Annotated in this window: 21 protein-coding genes; 9 read left to right on the forward strand and 12 right to left on the reverse strand. The window is 42.5% G+C overall.

Features of this window, described 5'->3' with window-relative positions:
* Positions 1 to 42 precede the first annotated feature (42 nt).
* Both B2727_RS01995 and B2727_RS02000 read left to right on the forward strand, forming a co-directional pair.
* On the forward strand, positions 43 to 762 hold the full coding sequence (locus B2727_RS01995; protein WP_033132703.1) for an SDR family oxidoreductase: 720 nt from the start codon (positions 43 to 45) through the stop codon (positions 760 to 762).
* A gap of 114 nt (positions 763 to 876) precedes the next feature.
* Entirely contained in the window at positions 877 to 1,374 is a 498-nt protein-coding gene (locus B2727_RS02000; protein WP_033132704.1) for a zinc-ribbon domain-containing protein, read from the forward strand.
* 75 nt (positions 1,375 to 1,449) lie between these two features.
* On the opposite strand, the gene pyrE is transcribed toward B2727_RS02000, so the two are convergent.
* Positions 1,450 to 2,100: an orotate phosphoribosyltransferase gene (pyrE, locus tag B2727_RS02005; protein ID WP_005209496.1), complete on the reverse strand. Its 651-nt coding sequence runs from the start codon at positions 2,098 to 2,100 to the stop codon at positions 1,450 to 1,452.
* A 41-nt stretch (positions 2,101 to 2,141) separates the two neighbouring features.
* On the opposite strand from pyrE, the gene B2727_RS02010 reads away from it, so the two are divergent.
* Positions 2,142 to 2,966: an exodeoxyribonuclease III gene (locus tag B2727_RS02010; protein WP_033132705.1), complete on the forward strand. Its 825-nt coding sequence runs from the start codon at positions 2,142 to 2,144 to the stop codon at positions 2,964 to 2,966.
* A gap of 439 nt (positions 2,967 to 3,405) precedes the next feature.
* A complete protein-coding gene (locus B2727_RS02015; protein ID WP_004803574.1) occupies positions 3,406 to 3,756 on the forward strand; it encodes an arsenate reductase in 351 nt (116 codons plus the stop codon).
* A gap of 66 nt (positions 3,757 to 3,822) precedes the next feature.
* Here B2727_RS02015 and B2727_RS02020 read toward each other — a convergent pair whose 3' ends face one another.
* Positions 3,823 to 4,260: a DUF2147 domain-containing protein gene (locus B2727_RS02020; protein WP_004803572.1), complete on the reverse strand. Its 438-nt coding sequence runs from the start codon at positions 4,258 to 4,260 to the stop codon at positions 3,823 to 3,825.
* Positions 4,261 to 4,464: 204 nt separating this feature from the next.
* Between B2727_RS02020 and B2727_RS02025 the strand changes: the two genes are divergently transcribed.
* Positions 4,465 to 5,376 (forward strand): alpha/beta hydrolase, encoded by a 912-nt coding sequence (locus B2727_RS02025; RefSeq protein WP_033132706.1) that lies wholly within the window; start codon positions 4,465 to 4,467, stop codon positions 5,374 to 5,376.
* 272 nt (positions 5,377 to 5,648) lie between these two features.
* Positions 5,649 to 6,836 (forward strand): GGDEF domain-containing protein, encoded by a 1,188-nt coding sequence (locus tag B2727_RS02030; RefSeq protein ID WP_033132707.1) that lies wholly within the window; start codon positions 5,649 to 5,651, stop codon positions 6,834 to 6,836.
* A gap of 38 nt (positions 6,837 to 6,874) precedes the next feature.
* Here B2727_RS02030 and B2727_RS02035 read toward each other — a convergent pair whose 3' ends face one another.
* The 5 genes from B2727_RS02035 to B2727_RS02055 all read right to left on the reverse strand — a co-directional run bounded on the left by B2727_RS02035 (position 6,875) and on the right by B2727_RS02055 (position 11,370).
* On the reverse strand, positions 6,875 to 7,570 hold the full coding sequence (locus tag B2727_RS02035) for a glutathione S-transferase family protein (RefSeq protein ID WP_033132708.1): 696 nt from the start codon (positions 7,568 to 7,570) through the stop codon (positions 6,875 to 6,877).
* A 2-nt stretch (positions 7,571 to 7,572) separates the two neighbouring features.
* Positions 7,573 to 9,423, reverse strand: a complete 1,851-nt coding sequence (gene dsbD, locus B2727_RS02040) for a protein-disulfide reductase DsbD (protein WP_033132709.1) — start codon at positions 9,421 to 9,423, stop codon at positions 7,573 to 7,575.
* A gap of 83 nt (positions 9,424 to 9,506) precedes the next feature.
* The gene (locus tag B2727_RS02045) at positions 9,507 to 10,274 is read right to left on the reverse strand and encodes a transporter (protein WP_033132710.1); all 768 of its coding nucleotides are present in this window, start codon (positions 10,272 to 10,274) and stop codon (positions 9,507 to 9,509) included.
* A gap of 32 nt (positions 10,275 to 10,306) precedes the next feature.
* The gene (locus B2727_RS02050; RefSeq protein ID WP_004803559.1) at positions 10,307 to 10,852 is read right to left on the reverse strand and encodes an ankyrin repeat domain-containing protein; all 546 of its coding nucleotides are present in this window, start codon (positions 10,850 to 10,852) and stop codon (positions 10,307 to 10,309) included.
* Positions 10,853 to 10,995: 143 nt separating this feature from the next.
* Complete coding sequence (locus tag B2727_RS02055) at positions 10,996 to 11,370, reverse strand: HPF/RaiA family ribosome-associated protein (protein ID WP_005317311.1); 375 nt, start codon at positions 11,368 to 11,370, stop codon at positions 10,996 to 10,998.
* A 369-nt stretch (positions 11,371 to 11,739) separates the two neighbouring features.
* Between B2727_RS02055 and B2727_RS02060 the strand changes: the two genes are divergently transcribed.
* The 3 genes from B2727_RS02060 to B2727_RS02070 all read left to right on the forward strand — a co-directional run bounded on the left by B2727_RS02060 (position 11,740) and on the right by B2727_RS02070 (position 13,970).
* On the forward strand, positions 11,740 to 12,465 hold the full coding sequence (locus B2727_RS02060) for an outer membrane protein OmpK (RefSeq protein WP_005201617.1): 726 nt from the start codon (positions 11,740 to 11,742) through the stop codon (positions 12,463 to 12,465).
* Between the two features lie 131 nt (positions 12,466 to 12,596).
* Positions 12,597 to 13,148, forward strand: coding sequence for a GNAT family N-acetyltransferase (locus B2727_RS02065; protein ID WP_033132711.1), 552 nt, complete (start codon positions 12,597 to 12,599; stop codon positions 13,146 to 13,148).
* Positions 13,149 to 13,229: 81 nt separating this feature from the next.
* Positions 13,230 to 13,970, forward strand: coding sequence for a hypothetical protein (locus B2727_RS02070; protein ID WP_005201619.1), 741 nt, complete (start codon positions 13,230 to 13,232; stop codon positions 13,968 to 13,970).
* Between the two features lie 214 nt (positions 13,971 to 14,184).
* Here the strand turns inward: B2727_RS02070 and urtE are convergent, their stop codons facing one another.
* The 5 genes from urtE to urtA form a co-directional block, all read right to left on the reverse strand.
* The gene (urtE, locus tag B2727_RS02075) at positions 14,185 to 14,883 is read right to left on the reverse strand and encodes an urea ABC transporter ATP-binding subunit UrtE (protein ID WP_004657106.1); all 699 of its coding nucleotides are present in this window, start codon (positions 14,881 to 14,883) and stop codon (positions 14,185 to 14,187) included.
* Positions 14,884 to 14,892: 9 nt separating this feature from the next.
* Positions 14,893 to 15,720, reverse strand: coding sequence for an urea ABC transporter ATP-binding protein UrtD (gene urtD, locus B2727_RS02080; protein WP_004657105.1), 828 nt, complete (start codon positions 15,718 to 15,720; stop codon positions 14,893 to 14,895).
* Positions 15,721 to 16,791 (reverse strand): urea ABC transporter permease subunit UrtC, encoded by a 1,071-nt coding sequence (gene urtC, locus B2727_RS02085; protein WP_033132712.1) that lies wholly within the window; start codon positions 16,789 to 16,791, stop codon positions 15,721 to 15,723.
* 4 nt (positions 16,792 to 16,795) lie between these two features.
* A complete protein-coding gene (gene urtB, locus B2727_RS02090) occupies positions 16,796 to 18,418 on the reverse strand; it encodes an urea ABC transporter permease subunit UrtB (protein WP_033132713.1) in 1,623 nt (540 codons plus the stop codon).
* A gap of 90 nt (positions 18,419 to 18,508) precedes the next feature.
* Positions 18,509 to 19,789: an urea ABC transporter substrate-binding protein gene (gene urtA, locus B2727_RS02095; protein ID WP_033132714.1), complete on the reverse strand. Its 1,281-nt coding sequence runs from the start codon at positions 19,787 to 19,789 to the stop codon at positions 18,509 to 18,511.
* Positions 19,790 to 19,900: the final 111 nt, after the last annotated feature.

Below are 19,900 nucleotides of genomic sequence, written 5' to 3' on the forward strand. Positions count from 1 at the left end.
TTTATAGTTACTTTTTTTAATCCAAAAAGTACGGATAGATAAATGAATAACTCGAATAAAACGTTTCTCCTATACGGCGTCAGTAAAGGCCTAGGCAAAGCCATTGTTCAAGCTGTACCAAAGCCAACAGATACCATCTACGGCGTATCTCGTACTCAACCACAAGAAACTCCAAACTTAAACTGGATTTGTGCTGATCTATCCAAACCAGAGCAGGCTGTAAGCGATGTAAAAACAGCGATTGGACAACAAAAACTTGATGTGCTGATTTATAACGTTGGTATTTGGGAGCAACAGGCATTTAGCGACAACTATAATTTTGAAGAGGTTTCTGCTGCTGAAATCAACCAAATCATCAATACCAATATCAGCACCTGTATCCTGTCGATTCAATCATTGATCAAAAATCTCAAACTCTCCGATAATGCCAAAATTATTCTGATTGGCTCCACTTGGGGCGTTGATAATCATAACGGTAAAGAACTTGTTTTCTCCGCTACCAAATTTGCTCTAAGAGGCATTGTGCAATCCCTTCGAGAAATCTTGCGTGAGCACTTGATTGGGGTCAGTGTACTGAACTTAGGCTACCTTGCCAGTGAATATGAAATAGATAAAGCCACTCAAGATGTTTTAGAAGAAACTAAATTCTCTCTTATTCCATTATCCGATGTGATTCAGGCGATTCATTTTATTCTTTCAACCAGCAAGGCAAGCTGTGTTAAAGAAATTCTGATGCCTGCGATGTTGGATCAGAATGTTTAATAAAATACCGACCAACTCTTCTTTTGGAACAACTTGATATAAAAAAGAGAATAACATGGTAAAAACCTTGAAATACACTCAGATAAAATAGAATAAAAACGGAGTGTTAAGACTATGACGTGTCGTAATTGTGGACACTTGAATATTGATTCATCGCAGTTTTGCTCAAACTGTGGAACAAAAATAAATCAGCAAAATAATAAAACTTACCTTTGGAATCCATCTGCTATTACCAACTGGAGTATTCTATGTACTCCCATATTTGGCTCTATTCTATATTTAAAAAACTCAGAGGCTTTAGGTAATAAAGACAATATCGCAAAATCAAACAAATGGTTAGCCATTAGCCTCATCGTCTTATGCCTGTCACTATTTGTTATTTATAGCGATTTTAACAATGATCTACAATCCAGTATCAGTGGTGCAAATGGATTAGGTTTAGTCTATTTATTTATATGGTATTTTTTCTTTGCAAAGGAACAAATCAATCAAACTAAGAATTTAGATTATCAGAAAAAATCTTGGATCATCCCCCTCATTCTCGGGATTAGTTTTAGGCTCATCATCTTTTTATCCGCCAGTTATTTCGCAAGCCTGCATCAACTGAACTAAGATCAAGAGTTAATCTGATCTGCACCTTATAACAAAAAAGGAAGCTTCAGCTTCCTTTTTGTTTACACCTAAAACTTAGATGCCATATTTTTCACGATACGCCTGCATATTGGCTAAAGCGTCTTTTTCGCCTTTCGCATCCAGATAATCCATTAAATCTTTCATGGTAATGAGAGCATGCACAGGAATTTCGAGTTCTTTTTGCACTTCCTGAATCGCAGAAAGCTCACCTTGACCACGTTCTTGACGGTCTAGTGCCACCAATACACCTGCAATTTCAGCACCCGCATTTTTTAAGATGGTGACCACTTCACGAATCGCAGTGCCCGCAGTGATCACATCATCAATGATCCAGACTTTTTGACCTGCAACCGATGCACCCACCAACACACCACCTTCTCCATGATCTTTGGCTTCTTTACGGTTAAAGCCCCAAGGTACGCTCTTACCATGCACTTGAGACAATGCCACCGCTGTTGCTGCGACAAAAGGAATCCCTTTATAGGCTGGGCCAAAAATCACACCGACATTGTCACACTGTACTAGTTTGTCGGCATAGCCTTGCGCTAACAAAGACAGTGCTTCACCATCGTTTAACAAACCTGCGTTAAAGAAATAAGGACTGACACGGCCTGATTTTAAGGTAAACTCACCAAATTTAAGCACTCCACGTGATAATGCGAGTTCGATAAAAGCTTGCGGATGAAATGACACAGGCGTTGTCATATAAAGTGCTCCAAATTCTTCAATTGAGGTTAAACAGACGTATGATACCAAAGGATAGCTATCCAAGTGATGTAAAAATTCTTCGAGTCGTTTCAATTAACGTAAATGGCTTGCGCTCATCAGTCACCAAAGGCCTGCTCGAATGGTTAGAACAGTCGGGTGCCGACGTGGTGTGTATGCAGGAAAGCCGCATCACCCATGAACAATGGACCGATAAATTTAAACCTGAAGGTTGGTATACCCACCTGTTCCCTGCTGAACGCGCAGGCTATGCAGGTACGGCGATCTATAGCCGTCTGCCATTCGTGTCAGTCAAAGATGGTTTAGGCTTTGAACTGGCCGATTCTCAGGGCCGTTTTACCAGCGCTGAATTCGATCTAGGCTTGTCACAAACTGTTCATATTGCCTCGTTATACTTGCCATCAGGATCAAGCGGTGACGAAGCACAAGCACGCAAAGACGTGTTTTTACAAGAATACGCCAAAATACTCAAACAGTGGCGAGATGAAAATAAATCAATCATTGTCTGTGGGGATTACAATATCGTGCATAAACGCATCGATATTAAAAACTGGTCAGGTAACCAGAAATCTTCTGGGGTTTTGCCACATGAACGTGCTTGGCTCGATCATATGTATGACGAGTTAGGTTATGTGGATACTTTCCGCGAAGTTCGCCCTGAAGCAGAATTGTATTCATGGTGGTCAAATCGCGGTCAAGCGCGTGCGAAAAATGTTGGGTGGCGTATCGACTACCATTCATGCTCTCCAGACTGGAAAGCACGTACAACAAATGCATGGGTGTATAAAGAACAATGGTTTAGCGACCATGCACCCGTGATTATCGACTATAAAATACACGAATAAGTGAACACCTGTTCACTTTGATCGCTTCTTTAGCTTACATAACTTGTCGCTTTTGTGTATTTTTATTTCGCATCTAGAACGGCATTATAGCTTCACGGCACAGGGAAGCGGTCAGGATGACCAAAAAGGGATAGGACGCCGTAGGAAGATAAAATAAACTTAGATTAAGTTTATTTGCATGGATGAGACATTGGACGTTGAAATGAGACCCGCATAATCAGGAAGATTATATGCGGGTTTTCTCTTTTCTAAATCTTAGATTTTCTTTCTTGGCTTTGTCTTTAGCTTTTCTGCTCAAAGCGCATGATCATTTTCGTCATTCAATTGTTGCTGCATACACCCTACCGATCAACTTGATAAAAAATTTCAACTGGTACACCACCCTTCTTTTGCGTTAGGCTTTGGCTCATCTCTTTTATTCTTTTTTATGGTTTTCGGTATGTTTAAAATTTACGGCATTAAAAATTGTAATTCGATGAAAAAAGCCTTTGATGTCTTACAAGCCAACGGCATCAATTACGAATTTCATGATTATAAAAAACAAGGCATTGATGCAGATACTTTAGCGATCTGGTTAAAAGAGATTGGTGCGGACAAAGTACTGAATAAAAAAGGCACCACATGGCGCAAACTCACTGCCGAGGAGCAAACACACGCCACCAGCAATGAACAGAACCTGATTGAAGCCCTAATTGCGCAACCAAGCCTGATTAAGCGTCCTGTGCTGCAAACGCCGCAAGGTTTTGTGATTGGCTTTGATGAAGCCACGTATCAAGCTTTATCCGCTTAAACGCTAAAGATGAGCAAAAATAAAAAACCGAGTCTTAGGACTCGGTTTTTGTTATTTAAATCTAGCTTAGTTGGTACGAATCCAAGTTTGGTTACGACCTAAAGCAGCGACACCGATATAGCCACGTAATTTCAGCTTTTTACCGCCTTCGATAATTTCAGCTTTCAATTTATAGGTTTTACCATTTTTAGGGTCGATAATTGAGCCACCATCGTAATTCACACCACCGACATTTTTTAGGCCATTCACAATGGTCACGCCTTTCAGTGGTTTGTTATGGTAAGTTCCTTCACATTTAGAACAAGCATTTTCCTGGCCTGCCACTAAATATTTTTGAATCGACGCCGTTAACGTTCCATCCTTTTGCTCCGTGAACTTCACGATCGCCTTTGGCTGTTTTGTTTCATCATCAATGGTCTGCCAAACAGTGCCATTCAGCGCATCCGCTGCATTGGCAAAAGTTGTCAAACCGAGCAATCCAAATGCTAAAGCAATTTTCTTCATTTTTGTAATATCCTTAAGGGGTCTTTCAAACTGAAAGTATTGAGAACTTCAATCAATATTGCAATTCTTGATTATGACTATTTGGTATAACCTGAGTAAGAGTGTCATAGCGCACATTTTTTCAGATTTTATCGTCGTGCTTAGACATAGCTTATTTTCAAGAACTTTCTTATTGCTATACTGATCTAACAATATGGAAAAATTATGAAATTTGCTACTGTTTGGAAATATTATTTTACTGAATCCTTACTTAAAGCGACGATTCGGACACCTAGTCAATTTAACTTGGCCCCAAATGCATTACGTCCGTTGCTCGATCAACTGTGTCGTCTATTTCCACAAGATTCAACAGTACAAGTCCGCCCAATCCGTCTAGCGGGTGTACGTGGTGAAGAAATCAAAGCCCAAGCCGCGGCTACACAACTGATTTTCCATATTCACGGTGGTGCTTTTTTCCTCGGTAGTTTAAATACTCATCGTGCTTTGATGACAGATATTGCTGCACGTACTCAAATGCAAGTGATTCATGTCGATTATCCACTTGCACCTGAACATCCATATCCTGAAGCGATTGATGCGATTTTCGATGTCTATCAAGCGCTGCTGGTACAAGGCATTAAACCGAAAGATATTATTATTTCAGGCGATTCTTGCGGTGCTAACCTTGCCTTGGCGCTGTGTTTACGCCTCAAACAACAACCTGAACTGATGCCAAGCGGCTTGATTCTGATGTCGCCTTATCTTGATCTCACCCTGACCAGTGAATCGCTACGCTTTAACCAGAAACATGATGCCTTGTTGTCTATTGAGGCCTTACAGGCAGGCATCAATCATTATCTCACCGAGAACATCCAAGCCGATGATCCACGTGTTTCACCGTTGTTTGATGATTTAAAAGGGCTTCCACCCACCTTGGTGCAAGTCGGTTCGAAAGAAATTCTATTGGATGATTCAAAACGCTTTAGAGAAAAAGCGGAAAAAGCCGATGTCAAAGTTAAGTTCAAGCTGTATACCGGCATGTGGCATAATTTCCAGATGTTTAATGCTTGGTTCCCTGAGGCAAAGCAAGCTTTGGCAGATATCGCAGCGTTTGCACATGCACTCGATCGTGACTAAGCAAAATAAAATTGTGTAAAAAATGGTCAGCTATGTCTGACCATTGTCATTCTTAATTCCCTTTGGTCATCATAAAATAAAATTGATTGGATATTCTGATAAGAGCTGATTTATCAAAGAATTTTTCCCGTCCTGATTTGCATTAAAAAGCCCAGAGCTAGACTTTTTTCTCATTCTAAAGATGTTATTGTTATTTCAATAATCGTTCTTCGGTATTTTGACGACAGATCTACAGTTGCTAGGAATCTCATTGCATAAAAGGATGCATGCCAATGGTGAAGATTCGTTTTAATCGGTCAACTGACACAAAAGGATGGGGCTTTAAGCTTTCTTGGGAACATCATATTGTAGTCAATTGGACCATACTCAAAAAAAGTATTTTATTACTGATACTTGCTGCATTTATGAGCCTATTTTGGATCAGTTGGGATATTTTTGTCCTGATACATCCACAGTATTCTGAATGGGTCAATCTAGGCATTGTACGCTCACACTTAATCACCAGCCTGATTACGCTGACCGTGATGTTGCTGCTGATTATTCCTTGCCATGTATTTAAGGATCGAACTTGGGCACAGAATGTTTTACCTATCCTCAGTGTGCAGATTTTTACTGCAATGCTATGCCATAAAGGCTATTTAGCAGGCAGTTTTAGCCCAGCAACTATGGTGGGTTATGTCAGTGTAGTAGGTGTGGGTTTAGTGCTGTTTGACCGCAGGATGGTGTATTGCGCTTTGATTCCAGCAACACTGGCCTTATTGCTATGCAACTACCTGAGCATGATTGGGATGCTGACTTATGCGCCTCTGTTTAATATGCAGCGCCTAAATGAAGTACCGATGCATCCATTCTGGGTCGGCAGTATGGTATTTTTCTTATTGCCGATTTTATTGGCGTGTTTATTCTTATTTGAAATTTTACTGACGCAATGGCGAACGCGGGAAATGACCATTCAGATTCTCAGTCGTCTCGACCCTCTGACCAATGTACTCAATCGGCGCAGTATCAGTAGTTATTTAAATAAGTTGCATCAACACCCCCACCCACTCTATTCGATTATTCTGCTTGATCTCGATCATTTTAAAACGATTAATGATCAATATGGGCATAGCATGGGCGATCAAGTGCTGATCCAAGTCGCACGATGCTTGGCAAGTAATCTACGTGATCAGGATATCATTGGTCGTTTTGGTGGCGAGGAGTTTATTTTATTGCTGCCCAACACGCCGACGATGCAAGCACAGAACGTAGCTGAACGCTGTCGCCATGCAGTATCACAACTGCGTTTTATTACAGAATATAAGCAGGAATTTAGCGTGAGTGCCAGCTTTGGGATTAGTAGTTCGCTCAGTGCCGATGAGCCACATTTGATCATCAGTCAGGCCGATCAAGCCCTGTATGCAGTCAAAGCTGCGGGGCGTAATCAAGTGAAAATATTTACTGATCTTGCAACAAGCTAGAACAATGAAGGCACAACATGCCTTCATTGCAATGTTGATTAGCCTTTCAAAAATTCTTCTCGATGTTGACGATAAGGCTCATCAAAAGGCACAAACATCTGCTCTTGTTTGGCTTCGTCAATCCATTGCTGTACCGATGGCAAAGATAATATTTTTTGCACATAAACTTGGCTTGATGCGGAGAGTGGCAGTTGATAGCATTCAAAACGCATCACCACAGGCGCATAGAATGCATCGGCGATACTAAACTCGCCACATAAAAAACCGTCTTCGCTTGGACGTTCAGACCAGATCTGATCAATTCGAGCCACATCGGCACGTAACTGCGCATGTTCGGCCCAGAGTTGTTTGCCAATATGACCTAGATCCGCTTCCACATTCATGGGGCAAAGATTACGTAAGCTTTGAAAGCTACTGTGCATCTCTGCACTAATACAACGTGCTCTAGCCCGTAATGTCTTCTCTTGTGGCCACAAGTCAAGTTCAGGATGCTGTTCCGCAATATATTCACAAATCGCCAAGCTATCCCAGACCACCAGTTCGCCATTCACAAGCGCAGGAACTTTACCCGTTGGGTTGAGCTTTAGAATCTCTGTTTTAAATTCACTTTCAGGTTCAAAACTATCAAACCGAATCACATGCTCCTGAAAGGAAATCCCCGCTTGTGTAAGTAAAATCCATGGGCGCATCGACCACGTGGAGTAATTTTTATTGCCGATAAAGAGTTGATACATTGTTATTGTTTCCCTTTAAATAAAGCCAATTGCTGTAATAGCTCAGCTTTTTGGAATGCACCCGTTAAGCGTAGCGAGCGAATTTCTTGTTGTTGCTGATCTAAGAATAAGTACGTCGGTGGCCCTAAAATATCCCACTGTGCTAGCAATGCTTGGTGTGACGCATCATAGTGGCTTAAATCCATTTTAATCAGATAATAACCAGACAAAGCCTGTTGCACCTCTGCATCTTTTAGAATGCGATGCTCAATCGGCTGACAAGCCACACACCAATCCGCATAGACATCAATCACAATGCCACGGTCTTTGGGCGCATTGGCTAAGATCTGCTGAAATTCATCTCCTGTTTTTGCCACATGCCATTCGGCCAGCTTATCTGCCTGAACTGAACTGAGACTTTGAAAATGCTGATATTGATTAAAGCCCAATGCTGGAATCGCTAAAATCAGTAAGATCGCATAGAGCCATTGCAGCTTACTTTTCTGTGCAAACAGGCGATATGCCGCATAAATAATAAAGGCCAAACCAAGAATTAAGCTAAGAATTTGAATCGCGAGTTCTGGTAATAAAGGACGGATAAAGTAAATGCTCAAGGCCAGCATTAAAAAGGCAAAGATCACCTTGATTTGGTTCATCCAATCGCCTGCTTTGGGTAAAGCTTTTGCCCCCAAAACACTGGCCAATAGCAATGGAATGCCCATGCCCAAACCGAGTGTAAACAGCAACAACCCACCTTGCCATTGACTCTGTGTTTGTGAAATAAACAGTAAAACCCCTGCCAGAGGTGCGGTCATACAAGGCCCAACCAATAGTGCAGAGATCATCCCCATGACACTGGCACCAACCAAAGTACCGCCTTTTTGATTGGATTGCATCTGATCTAATCGATTGACCCAGTTCTGTGGCAGCTTTAACTCAAATAGACCAAATAGATTGAGGGCAAACACCACGAACAATAAGCTAAATGCGATCAATGTCGCGGGTTGTTGTAACCAGCGTTGGAAATTCAGCCCTGCTGCAGAAGCAATCAAACCTAATACCGCATAGACCAAAGCCATACTCACGACAAAAGTCAGTGCAATCGACCAAGCCTTGACGCCTTTATTGTCACGTACAATTAATGAAGTCAGAATCGGTAACATTGGTAAGGAGCATGGCGTAAACGCCAATAAAATTCCTAAACCTAAGAATAATAAGATGCTATAGGCCAGTGAATGCTGTTCGAGTGCGCTGGACCACTTTTGGTCCTGTGCCATCACACCTGAGTTATTTGAATTTGAGGTTTGTGCAGTTGGCTCAGCTTGCGTTTCATCATTTGTTGCCGTTTGGGTATTTAAGGCATTGGATGCACGCGCCACATCTAAAAAGCTTTTTTGTGAGTTTGCACTGATATTCTGAGCACTGACTAGACCATCGGCATCGGTCTGAAATTCAATATTCTGTGGAGGATAACAAATCCGGTCTTTGGCGCAGCCCTGCCAAGTCACACGATAATGCTGAGAAGCTTGGGTTGGAATACTAAATTCAGCTTGCTGATAATAAACTTGGCTGTGACCATAATTCTCATCATACTGCTCTACCGCTTTCGGTAAAGTCAATGCGACGGGCTGATTGCCCTGCTGTACTTCAAACTTATGCTGATAGAGATAATAATTTGGCTGGATCGACCAATGCAAACGTGCTTGATTCTGTGCAGTCGACTCAACCGTAAATGTAAAAGCCTGTTCGGGGCTGAGTAATGGCGCCGATGAATTCTCTTGGGCGTAAGTCAAAGACCCACATAACAACAATAAAGTCCCAAGAAAGTAACGCATCAGCGGGAAAGATTTCCCAGCCTGAACAGACATTTGCATGATTATCTCACTATCAATCTCCTGAACCTCCCTCCCACTTATGCAGAAGTGAATTTAAGAGAATTCAGGAGTATTCATTATTGTTAGAATAAAACCGATACGCCGAAGCCACCGTTATAACTTTTTTGATCGCCATTTAGGTCAACACCAATGCTGGCATCTAATTGCGTGCGATTATTCAAAGCATAAATCAGACCTGTACCGAGACCATATTCATAATCTTGGCTCTCAGCCTTACGATAAACGAATTCTGAATAACCCGATAATTTACCTGCAATTTTATAGTCAATGGTTGGAATTGCAGTCACGGCCCAATTACTGTTCTGCGCTTCATAACGCATCGTGATCGAAGTTCCAATCAAGTCGCTAAATTCGTAAGCAACTGCTGAAGTGAGACTATAGATATCATCATGGTTGGTGAATTCATCATTCCCCGTTGCAATAATGGCTTCAGCCAACAATGCCATAGATAAACGATCATCTTTTAGATCAATGGCTTTTTTCAAACCAATGCTGACATCGCCCAGACCATTGGTCTCTTTTTTCGTACCTGCACGTTTGTATTGCTGCCACACTGGACCTTGCCAACCCAATTGCAGTTCCAAACCATCGGCCAAACCGGTACGCAATAACATGTCACCGTTCAGGGTTAAGGTTTTGTCTTTGACACCATCTACCTTACCTTCTTGGTAGTTGATACTCGGTAAACCTTGTTCCCATGCCAACTGTCCCACAGGAGTAATACCAGTCCCGATCCCCGTACCAGGGCGGTCAAAAGAAAAGTCAGCCGCAAAAACGGTACTTGTCAGCATAGATGCAGCAATTAAGCTCAATGTTTGCAATGTTTTCATTCTATTCCTCGTTCTATTTCTAATAGCTTGGCTTATGCGCTGAGCTCTTTTGACATTTTTGCACCATGTTCACGTAGCAATTCCAGTGTTGCACGCTCTTCTGGTAATGACTCCGACCAATCAATTTCATCAAATTCACAGTCAAAGAACAATTGGCTGATTGATGATAAAACCGTTAAACCTTCTTCATCACGGGTATTTGGATCTACTTTTTCAACCAATAACCGTTCTACCACAGGCACGCAAGCAGAACTTGCCGCATCCCACAATGGACCATAAAACTCTTCTGAATCCCATAAATGCAGATTGGCTTTGGCTTGAATCAATACATCTAAAATATCTAAATAAACTTTAAGTTGTTGTTGCTTTTCTTCATCAGTGAAAGGCTTCCCTGCTTCATAAGCTTCACAAATTCGTTCCCACCATACGAACAAACCATCGCAAATCACAGAGACAGGCGGACCTTGTTCAGGGTCAATAAAATTCGGGTCGAGTCCTTCAGCAAGTAAAGATTGCACTTGGTCCAAATCGAGTTGTTGTATGGCTTGCACCAAGGCCTGCTGTTGCTTATTTAACATGACCAATTCTCACAATATTTTTTAATATGTCTATTATGCCGAATATCCTGACAGGATTTTATAAAACCATCTAAAAAATCATGTATAAATTTGATACACGCATAAAAAAAGCCCCGAACAGGGCTTTTTTTATGCGTCGATTTTTATGCTTCATCATCCACTTTTACGTCATCATCGACATCAACAAATTCGGGTAAACCGCCACGATGGTGCTCTTTTTTCTCATAAAGATGCTCCAGACTACGTTTCAATTTATCAATCGCACCATGAATCGAGTTATCAATATTTGCTGCTTTATGTGTCACTGCGACAGGTTTCATTCCTGCTGGGCGAGCTTCAATCATACATCGTTTGTCATGATCGCCCGTTTTGTCCCCATTCTCATCACTAATATGAACCGAAAAATGTGTAATACGCTCGCTATAACGTTGGAATTCTTGTGTAAGTTCTGCACGAACATAACTGTTTAAGCGTTCACTACCTTGAATGTTTTTATCTGTACGGATTTCAATATTCATAAATATCTTCCTCTCTTTTCTGTGAGACGGTGCTACAAAACTTTTTTCTTTGCACACTTTGAGCATGCAGTCATTCAGTGCAGTTGTATATTCTGATTGTGTAAATGCGTGTTGTCTCCTCGCTTTGCATCTGTTGTTTTTCAGTATGTAAGAAGATCTTCTATAGTTCCAATATCTGACTTTCCTCCAAAATATGCAAGCTGATTTTTGACATTTTGATGAAATCTTCAACAAAAAGATGACCAACTTTAGCATCCGCTTAGACGGCTTCTGGCATATACAATTCTTTTGTTCATTTGGTCAAATTTGGCTTTATTTTTGCTTAATACCTTGTATCCTTTACACGCCTTTTGGGGGGAGATTTTTTAAATGCAATTGAAGCAACTTGCAGCAACATGTTTATTGGTATCTACAGCAGCTTTCACTCAAGCGAAGCCGATTTGGCAAGATTTCAGCTTGACCGGTTTGTATGGCGAGAACTACGAAGTTGTTGATGAAAAGCAAACAACCATCACCGTTGAATATGCGGCAAAAGTAAAATATGCCGATGTATTCTTCTTTATGGACCGTATGCGTGGCAGCGATGACCATAAAAGCACTTATTTCGAGCTTTCTCCACGTTTAAGCTTGGGTGAAATTTCAGGTCAAAAACTTGCGTTTGGTCCAATCAAAGATGTGTTGATCTCAACCACTTGGGAAAGCAACAATGATGACTTCGCTAGTTTTGACAACTTCTTGTATGGTGTTGGTTTCGATCTCGCGATTCCATATTTCCAATATGCGAATGTAAACTTCTACCGTGCCAACAACGAAAATACCGCTGATGACTATCAAATGACCATTGCTTATGCTTTGCCATTTAAAGTATCAAACGAAGATTTCTTGGTGGATGGTTTCCTTGACTGGTCTACAGGCGAAAAAGATCACGCCAGTGAACTCAACTGGACCACACAATACAAGTGGAACTTGGGTAAACACATTTCACCAGACACTCGCCTTTACTTAGGTGTGGAACACTCAGTTTGGAATAACAAATTTGGTATGAAAAACCGTGACGAAAACAACGTCAGTGCTTTGATCAAATACCATTTCTAATCTGATTAGAATGTGAAAAAACAGCAAGGATTTCCTTGCTGTTTTTGTTGGTATCGCTGAATATAAACCTGAAACGATTTGCCGCTTTCCCAATGTCTTATCTTTTTTTTCTGATTTGATGACCTTTGCTCATGGCTGAAAAACTTGCACTTGCCCCATCTACCTTAGCTACACATTTCCACATTCGTTTTGCCACAGTCGATGACCTCGAGCAAATCCTAGCGATCTATAATACAGAGATCCTGAATGGGACAGCCAACTGGAATGATCAGGCGGTTTCCTTAACAGATTATCAGCAACGTTTTCACAGCATGCAGCAACAGCACTTCCCCATGATCGTGGTCGAAGACCTGAATAGCCATCAAGTGGCAGGCTATGCCTATTACACTGCATTTCGAAGCATCAGTGGTTATCGCCAAAGTATTGAACATTCTGTTTTTGTTGACCCAAGCTACGCTCGCCAAGGGCTGGGCAAAGCCCTGATGCAGCAACTGATTCATCTGGCCAAACAGCAAAACATGCATATCATGGTAGCTGCGATTGATAGTGAAAATAAGGGTTCAATCGTGCTACATGAACAGCTTGGCTTTATTCAAACAGGTTATATGCCTCAAGTGGGACAAAAGTTTGGGACATGGCGAGATTTGGTCTGGATGCAACTGCAACTCACAGAATCTCAATAAAAAGCTCACTTTTACCCTACTGTCTTACGACTGAATTGTGGCTTAGAATGAAAACAATACTTGATTTCAAAAATAGCCAAAATGATTAAAACATCTCAACTCGGTCTGTGCCTTTCCATCGCAATCGCTTCAAGCGCGAGCTTTGCCGAAGTTTCTTTTGAACAAGAGTTGCAACAAGGCTGCGCCAAAGTAAAACAATATGCGCAAGCAGGTAAAAAGTTTTACGATCAAAAGCAATATCTCAAAGCCGCCAAACAATTTGAAGATCAAGCCGCATGGGCACATTTCTGTCAACTTAATGCAGATGAAAGCGGGATTCAGGTCAGTGACCGAGACATTGAAATCGCTAACAATAATGTCGGCTTAAGCTATGCCAAACTCGGCAAACCGCAATGGGCCAGAGTCTGGTTTCTCAGAGATAAAGACTCAAAAACCAGTCAATACAATTTAAAACAGCTCCCTAAACCAAAAGTATCTTCAGATTTACAAGGAACTTATGCCCGCGCCAATGGTTTTGGGCAATGGGATTACCTCAAGGTCAGCAAAAAACAGAATCAATATCAGATTGCATTTGATGGCTATTACTTCGGACTACGTGGCCTGATCTATGGACCCAATATGGGACAGTTTGAAACCAGCATGCCAATCAAGTCAAAACAAACCAGCTATCGCTATGAAGATTGCCAAATCAAACTTCTATTCGCCAATGATGCGAATCTTGGACAAAAAATTGAGGTTGAACAGCACAACGGCGAGTCCTCATGTGGCTTTGGACACAATGTCTATGCTGGTGGCACGTTTTATAAGGTTGAAGACAAATAAATCTAGGCTAACCATTTAATGTTCTAAATTGCATTTCCCCAACACTCACTATCGTGATAGGCGACATGGATGTCGCCATGTTCGACTACGGTCACAAGGACGTACCGTTAGTCGAACAAAGGATTTTTGCCTACTTTTGATCCTTCAAAAGTAGGGTACATCATAAAGATAGATTACTAAAAACACTGATAAAGCAACAATTAGCCAAGAAATACTATATCGCCACCAACTCCCGAATCCCCTTCTCAGGCATATCCTCCCCCCGCCCCTGTGCAATCACCTGCCCACGCGCCATCACCGTATACGCATCCGCCAACTCTTCAGCAAAATCATAAAACTGCTCCACCAAAATAATCGCCATCTCACCTTGATCCGCCAGTTTACGAATCACTCGACCAATATCTTTAATAATCGAGGGCTGAATCCCTTCGGTCGGTTCATCTAAAATCAAAACACTCGGCTCCGAAGCCAACGCTCGGGCAATCGCAAGCTGTTGTTGCTGACCACCGGATAAATCTCCGCCACGGCGATGTTTCATTTCATCCAGCACAGGGAAAATTTCATACAAATGGCTTGGCACCTTACGCGTCTTAGCCCCTGAAAATTTCGCCATGCCAATTAAAATATTTTCTTCTACCGTTAAAGTCGAAAAGATATCGCGACCTTGCGGCACATAAGCCAACCCCGCACGCACCCGTTGCTCAGGGGACATCTTGGCAATGTCTTTGCCATCTAATAGGATCTGTCCTGATTTAATCGGTAGTATCCCCATCAGGCATTTCAGTAAGGTGGTTTTGCCCACGCCATTGCGTCCTAAGACCACACTACATTCACCCACAGGCGCATTAAAAGACACATCACGCAGAATATGACTGCCACCATAGAACTGATTAATTTGTTTCACTTCTAACATGCGCGTCTCCTAACGTCCTAAATACTTTTCAATCACATCTTCATTGGCCTGAACTTCTGCCAATGTGCCCTCAGCCAAGATCGCCCCTTGCGCCAATACCGTGACTTTTTCACTGATGGTGTCAATAAAACTCATGTCATGTTCGACCACCACAAGGGTGTGATTTTTTTTCAGCTCCAGACACAGTTCAGCCGTGCGCTCGGTTTCAGCATCGGTCATGCCTGCGACAGGCTCATCCAATAAAATCAACTTCGGTCGTTGCATCAGCAACATACCGATTTCTAACCACTGCTTTTGCCCATGCGACAGTAAGCCCGCTGGCTTGTGTACAAACTCCTTTAAACGAATCTGTTCCAGACTTTCATCCAAAGCCAATTGCGCTTCTGGGTCTAAACGAGAAAAGAAGCTTTTCTTCACCCGTTTATCTCGTGGTGCTGCTAACAGTAGATTTTCCATGACAGTAAAATTTTCAAATACCGTTGGTTTTTGGAATTTTCGACCGATGCCCGCTTCGGCAATTTGCTCGGTACTCATTTTGGCAAGATCATAGTTTTGCCCAAAAAATGCCGTGCCTGTAGTTGGACGGGTTTTACCGGTAATCACATCCATCAAGGTGGTTTTACCCGCCCCATTCGGCCCGATGATACAGCGTAACTCACCCTCGGCAATGTACAACGACAAATCATTTAAGGCTCTAAATGAGTCAAACCAGACACTAACTTTTTCCAGATATAAGGCAATACCGTGGCTAAAATCCGCACCTTGCGGCTTGGCACGACCATAACCCTCGCCCAGTTGACCGCCATGTTGAGCTGAGTCTATTAATACATCACTCATTTAATCACGCTCCTTTTTAAAACGGTCAAATAAACCAATCACACCTTTTGGTAAGAACAAGGTCACGACAATGAACAGTGCGCCCAAAATCAATAACCATGCTTCTGGCGCAGCCACAGTGAAATAGGTTTTCACTGCATTAATTAAACCAGCCCCTAAAATCGGGCCAATCAAAGTGCCACGTCCACCCGCAGCCACCCACACCGCCATTTCAATTGAGTTGACTGGGTTCATTTCACTTGGGTTGATAATACCAGCCTGCGGCACATACAACGCCCCCGCGATGCCTGCAATCACCGCGGACAATACCCATGCTGACAGCTTGTACCACAGCGTACGATAACCGAGATATTGCAAGCGATTTTCACTGTCACGAATCGCACCCAATACTCTCCCATAAGGACGATTCATCAATTGGCGCAGACCGAGGAAACACAACATCAACATCAACGCTGTGACAAAGCATAAGGTTGCACGCATCGGTGCAGAGGTAATATCAAAACCCAAAATTGTTTTAAAGCCTGTAAAACCATTGTTGCCACCAAAGCCTGTTTCATTACGGAAGAACAGTAAGGCTGCAGCAAAGGTCATGGCTTGGGTAATAATTGAGAAATACACGCCTTTGATTTTGGAGCGAAAGGCAAAAAAGCCAAATATAAATGCGATCAAACCTGGTACAAGAATGACTAAAGCCAGTGCCCAAGCAATATGCTCGGTCCCGATCCAATACCAAGGCAATTCAGTCCAACTCAGAAAGCGCATAAAATCAGGCAGACCATCGCCTGCAGATTGACGCGTGAGGTACATGCCAAAGGCATAACCGCCCAAAGCAAAATACAAACCATGCCCTAAACTTAGAATCCCGGCATAGCCCCAGACCAAATCCAGTGCAAGAGCCACTAAAGCCAAACACATGATCTTGCCAATCAAGGTGATCCAGTAAGCAGATAGGTAAAAGGCCGAGTCAGGAGACAACAGATGCAACCACGGCAACAATAAGAGCACGCTGAAACAAAGTGCAATCGCCACGGCGCTATAGAGTTTGTCGGCAAATAAAGAAGTGATTTTCATTGGCTTACTCCACAAAACGGCCTTTGATGGCAAACAAACCTTGTGGACGCTTTTGGATAAACAAAATCACAAGAACCAAGAGAATAATTTTTGCTAGGACTGCCCCTAAACCAATTTCTAAAACCGTACCGCTAATCCCCAGTCCGAGTGCTGCCAATACCGCACCCCACACTTGACCAACACCACCAACAACGACCACAAGGAAGGCGTCAATAATGTAGTTTTGTCCAAGGTCAGGTCCAACATTACCGACCTGTGCCAAAGCACAACCTGCCAAACCTGCCAAGCCAGAACCCAGACCAAAAGCCATCATGTCAATCCGTGCAGAACGGATACCAACAGCGCGTGCCATTTGACGGTTTTGCGTCACAGCTCGAACAAATAAACCAAAACGGGTTTTATTGAGTAGGAACAGCAACAGCAATAACACTGCGATGGTAAAACCAATAATAGCGATCCGGTTATAAGGCAGCATTAGGCTCGGTGTTAGCGCAACTCCACCACTCAACCATGCTACGTTGGAAACCTCGACATTTTGCGCACCGAACACCATACGCACCAATTGCATCAGGATCAGACTCACACCAAAGGTGGCAAGTAAAGTCTCTAATTGACGACCATACAGCGGACGAATCACGGTGCGTTCAATCAACATACCAATCAAGGCACTGACCAGAAATGCCGCAGGAATCGCAGCCAACAAATACCAATCGACTAATCCAGCAAAATGGGTTTTAAAAAAACTCTGGATCACATAGGTGGTATAGGCACCAATCATGATGAGCTCACCATGTGCCATGTTAATTACCCCAAGCAGACCATAAGTAATCGCTAAGCCAAGTGCAGCAAGCAATAAAATGCTGGCCGTACTTAAGCCTGAAAATACATGGCCTGACCACTCACTGATTTGTAGGCGGGTTTTAATTTGATTATGTGCATCCAACAACGCTGCCTTCAATGCGGGATTGCTTTGTGGTTGTTCTAAAGTTTGGTTGATTAAGGCGAACACATCAGGGCGATTTGAATCGGCCAAGACTTTCACGGCTTCAAGCTTGGTAAACTCATCAGCACTGTTAAAATCTAAGCGCGCTTTGAGCTGTGCTAAACGTGCTTTGACCTGATCATTTTTTTCATTCAGATAAAGCTGCTTCACCATCGCCACATCAAGTTCAGTCAAATTATTTTCTAAAATATCAACCGCGGCTAAACGTTGCGATGCATCCGTTGAATTCAGTTTGGCCTTGGCTTGACCAAAATTCAGTGCCTTGCGTAAGGTATTGACCAAAGTCACTTGAGATAGATCGGCTGGCCATTGTTCCAATGCTTGCTGCTCAGGATAACTAAACAGTTTGTCATCATTTTTTAAGAGATAAGTATTGCCTGCGCTATCGGTATACAGCTCATTTTGATCAATATATGCCACCAACTGATCCAGTTGTTCAATACTGGCAGGCCATTGATTGAGCATGGCACGACGCGTCGCAAAATCGGACTTCACAAAGGTCTGAATGGCATCTTGAGAAGCTGTAGACGTCACGGTTGTTGCGGATGTGGCTTCTGCCCATGCTGGACTAAAAATCATCTGTGCCATGATGCAGAGCAGTGCCAAAACATAGTGTTTCGCCATAGAACTCCCCTTATTATTACGGTTTTAAATAGATCAAACAAAAAATCAGAATAGAAAAGCCTGCTGTGAATACAGCAGGCTAAAAGTCACTTATTTCGGGATATACGGGCTCCAAGGCTCCGCCTTGATGGTTTGCGCAGTTTTATACACCACATCAAATTGGCCATCGCCACGGATCTGTCCAATCATCACGGGTTTATGTAGATGGTGATTAGTTTCATCCATTTTTAAGGTATAGCCTGATGGGGCAGCAAAAGTCTGACCTGCCATCGCATTACGAACCTTATCCACCTCTGTCGTGCCCGCTTTTTCAACTGCTTGCTTCCACATATTGATACCGACATAGGTTGCTTCCATCGGATCATTGGTCACGACTTTGTCTGCATTTGGAAGCTTATATTCCACCGCATATTGTTTGAATTTATTCACAAACTCAGTGTTTTTAGGGTTTTTCACTGACATGAAGTAGTTCCATGCTGCTAAATGCCCCACCAATGGTTTGGTGTCGATACCACGTAATTCTTCCTCACCTACCGAGAAAGCCATGACGGGAATATCCGATGCTTTAATACCTTGGTTACCCAGCTCACGATAGAACGGCACATTGGAGTCGCCATTGATGGTCGAGATCACCGCAGTCTTTTTACCTGCAGAGAACTTTTTAATATTGGAAACAATGGTTTGATAATTGCTGTGACCAAATGGCGTGTATTCTTCCATGATGTCAGCATCAGCCACACCTTTCGACTTCAAGAAAGCACGAAGAATTTTATTGGTAGTACGTGGATAGACATAATCTGTCCCGAGTAACACAAAACGTTCTGCTTTACCGCCTTCATCCCCCATCAGATATTCAACCGCAGGAATCGCTTGTTGATTTGGCGCTGCACCAGTATAAAAGATGTTTTTAGACTGTTCCTGGCCTTCGTACTGTACTGGATAGAACAACAAGCCATTCAGCTCTTCCACCACAGGCAACACCGATTTACGAGAAACTGACGTCCAGCAGCCAAAAATTACTGCGACCTTATCTTGGGTAATCAACTGACGGGCTTTTTCTGCAAATAATGGCCAATCCGATGCAGGGTCAACAATCACAGGTTCTAATTTTTTACCCAGTACCCCACCATTGGCATTGATCTCATTAATGGTCATCAAGGCGGTGTCTTTCAGTGAAGTCTCTGAAATCGCCATGGTGCCTGAAAGCGAATGCAGAATTCCGACTTTAATGGTATCGCCACTCGCTGCGGGTGCAGTTTTAGCTTCTGTTTTGGTCTGTTCTGTTTTTTCTGCTGGTTTTGAACAGCCAACTAGACCGATCCCCATCATGGCTGCCATGAGCACTGACATCGACATCAATTTGTTTTGCATCTTGTTTCTCCACCCATCAATAATTGTGATTTTTACTGGGTGGAGTTATTCAATTTCTGTGCCAACACAGCAAGCTATTGTTTTTATTTACTTTAAATAAAAGTTAAGTAT

Origin of the sequence: Acinetobacter sp. UBA991, from assembly GCF_002292065.1 — a bacterium.
Lineage (GTDB): Bacteria > Pseudomonadota > Gammaproteobacteria > Pseudomonadales > Moraxellaceae > Acinetobacter > Acinetobacter higginsii.

What these genes read in the sequence shown, in the direction of transcription:
- dsbD (WP_033132709.1), bottom strand. Translation starts at nt 9,423, where the DNA reads ATGCAAATGTCTGTTCAGGCTGGGAAATCTTTCCCGCTGATGCGTTAC.
- urtA (WP_033132714.1), bottom strand. Translation starts at nt 19,789, where the DNA reads ATGCAAAACAAATTGATGTCGATGTCAGTGCTCATGGCAGCCATGATG.
- B2727_RS02030 (WP_033132707.1), top strand. Translation starts at nt 5,649, where the DNA reads ATGGTGAAGATTCGTTTTAATCGGTCAACTGACACAAAAGGATGGGGC.
- urtC (WP_033132712.1), bottom strand. Translation starts at nt 16,791, where the DNA reads ATGAAAATCACTTCTTTATTTGCCGACAAACTCTATAGCGCCGTGGCG.
- B2727_RS02000 (WP_033132704.1), top strand. Translation starts at nt 877, where the DNA reads ATGACGTGTCGTAATTGTGGACACTTGAATATTGATTCATCGCAGTTT.
- B2727_RS02060 (WP_005201617.1), top strand. Translation starts at nt 11,740, where the DNA reads ATGCAATTGAAGCAACTTGCAGCAACATGTTTATTGGTATCTACAGCA.
- B2727_RS02070 (WP_005201619.1), top strand. Translation starts at nt 13,230, where the DNA reads ATGATTAAAACATCTCAACTCGGTCTGTGCCTTTCCATCGCAATCGCT.
- B2727_RS02025 (WP_033132706.1), top strand. Translation starts at nt 4,465, where the DNA reads ATGAAATTTGCTACTGTTTGGAAATATTATTTTACTGAATCCTTACTT.
- urtB (WP_033132713.1), bottom strand. Translation starts at nt 18,418, where the DNA reads ATGGCGAAACACTATGTTTTGGCACTGCTCTGCATCATGGCACAGATG.
- B2727_RS02020 (WP_004803572.1), bottom strand. Translation starts at nt 4,260, where the DNA reads ATGAAGAAAATTGCTTTAGCATTTGGATTGCTCGGTTTGACAACTTTT.
- B2727_RS02055 (WP_005317311.1), bottom strand. Translation starts at nt 11,370, where the DNA reads ATGAATATTGAAATCCGTACAGATAAAAACATTCAAGGTAGTGAACGC.
- B2727_RS02065 (WP_033132711.1), top strand. Translation starts at nt 12,597, where the DNA reads ATGGCTGAAAAACTTGCACTTGCCCCATCTACCTTAGCTACACATTTC.
- pyrE (WP_005209496.1), bottom strand. Translation starts at nt 2,100, where the DNA reads ATGACAACGCCTGTGTCATTTCATCCGCAAGCTTTTATCGAACTCGCA.
- urtE (WP_004657106.1), bottom strand. Translation starts at nt 14,883, where the DNA reads ATGTTAGAAGTGAAACAAATTAATCAGTTCTATGGTGGCAGTCATATT.
- B2727_RS01995 (WP_033132703.1), top strand. Translation starts at nt 43, where the DNA reads ATGAATAACTCGAATAAAACGTTTCTCCTATACGGCGTCAGTAAAGGC.
- urtD (WP_004657105.1), bottom strand. Translation starts at nt 15,720, where the DNA reads ATGAGTGATGTATTAATAGACTCAGCTCAACATGGCGGTCAACTGGGC.
- B2727_RS02050 (WP_004803559.1), bottom strand. Translation starts at nt 10,852, where the DNA reads ATGTTAAATAAGCAACAGCAGGCCTTGGTGCAAGCCATACAACAACTC.
- B2727_RS02015 (WP_004803574.1), top strand. Translation starts at nt 3,406, where the DNA reads ATGTTTAAAATTTACGGCATTAAAAATTGTAATTCGATGAAAAAAGCC.
- B2727_RS02035 (WP_033132708.1), bottom strand. Translation starts at nt 7,570, where the DNA reads ATGTATCAACTCTTTATCGGCAATAAAAATTACTCCACGTGGTCGATG.
- B2727_RS02045 (WP_033132710.1), bottom strand. Translation starts at nt 10,274, where the DNA reads ATGAAAACATTGCAAACATTGAGCTTAATTGCTGCATCTATGCTGACA.
- B2727_RS02010 (WP_033132705.1), top strand. Translation starts at nt 2,142, where the DNA reads ATGATACCAAAGGATAGCTATCCAAGTGATGTAAAAATTCTTCGAGTC.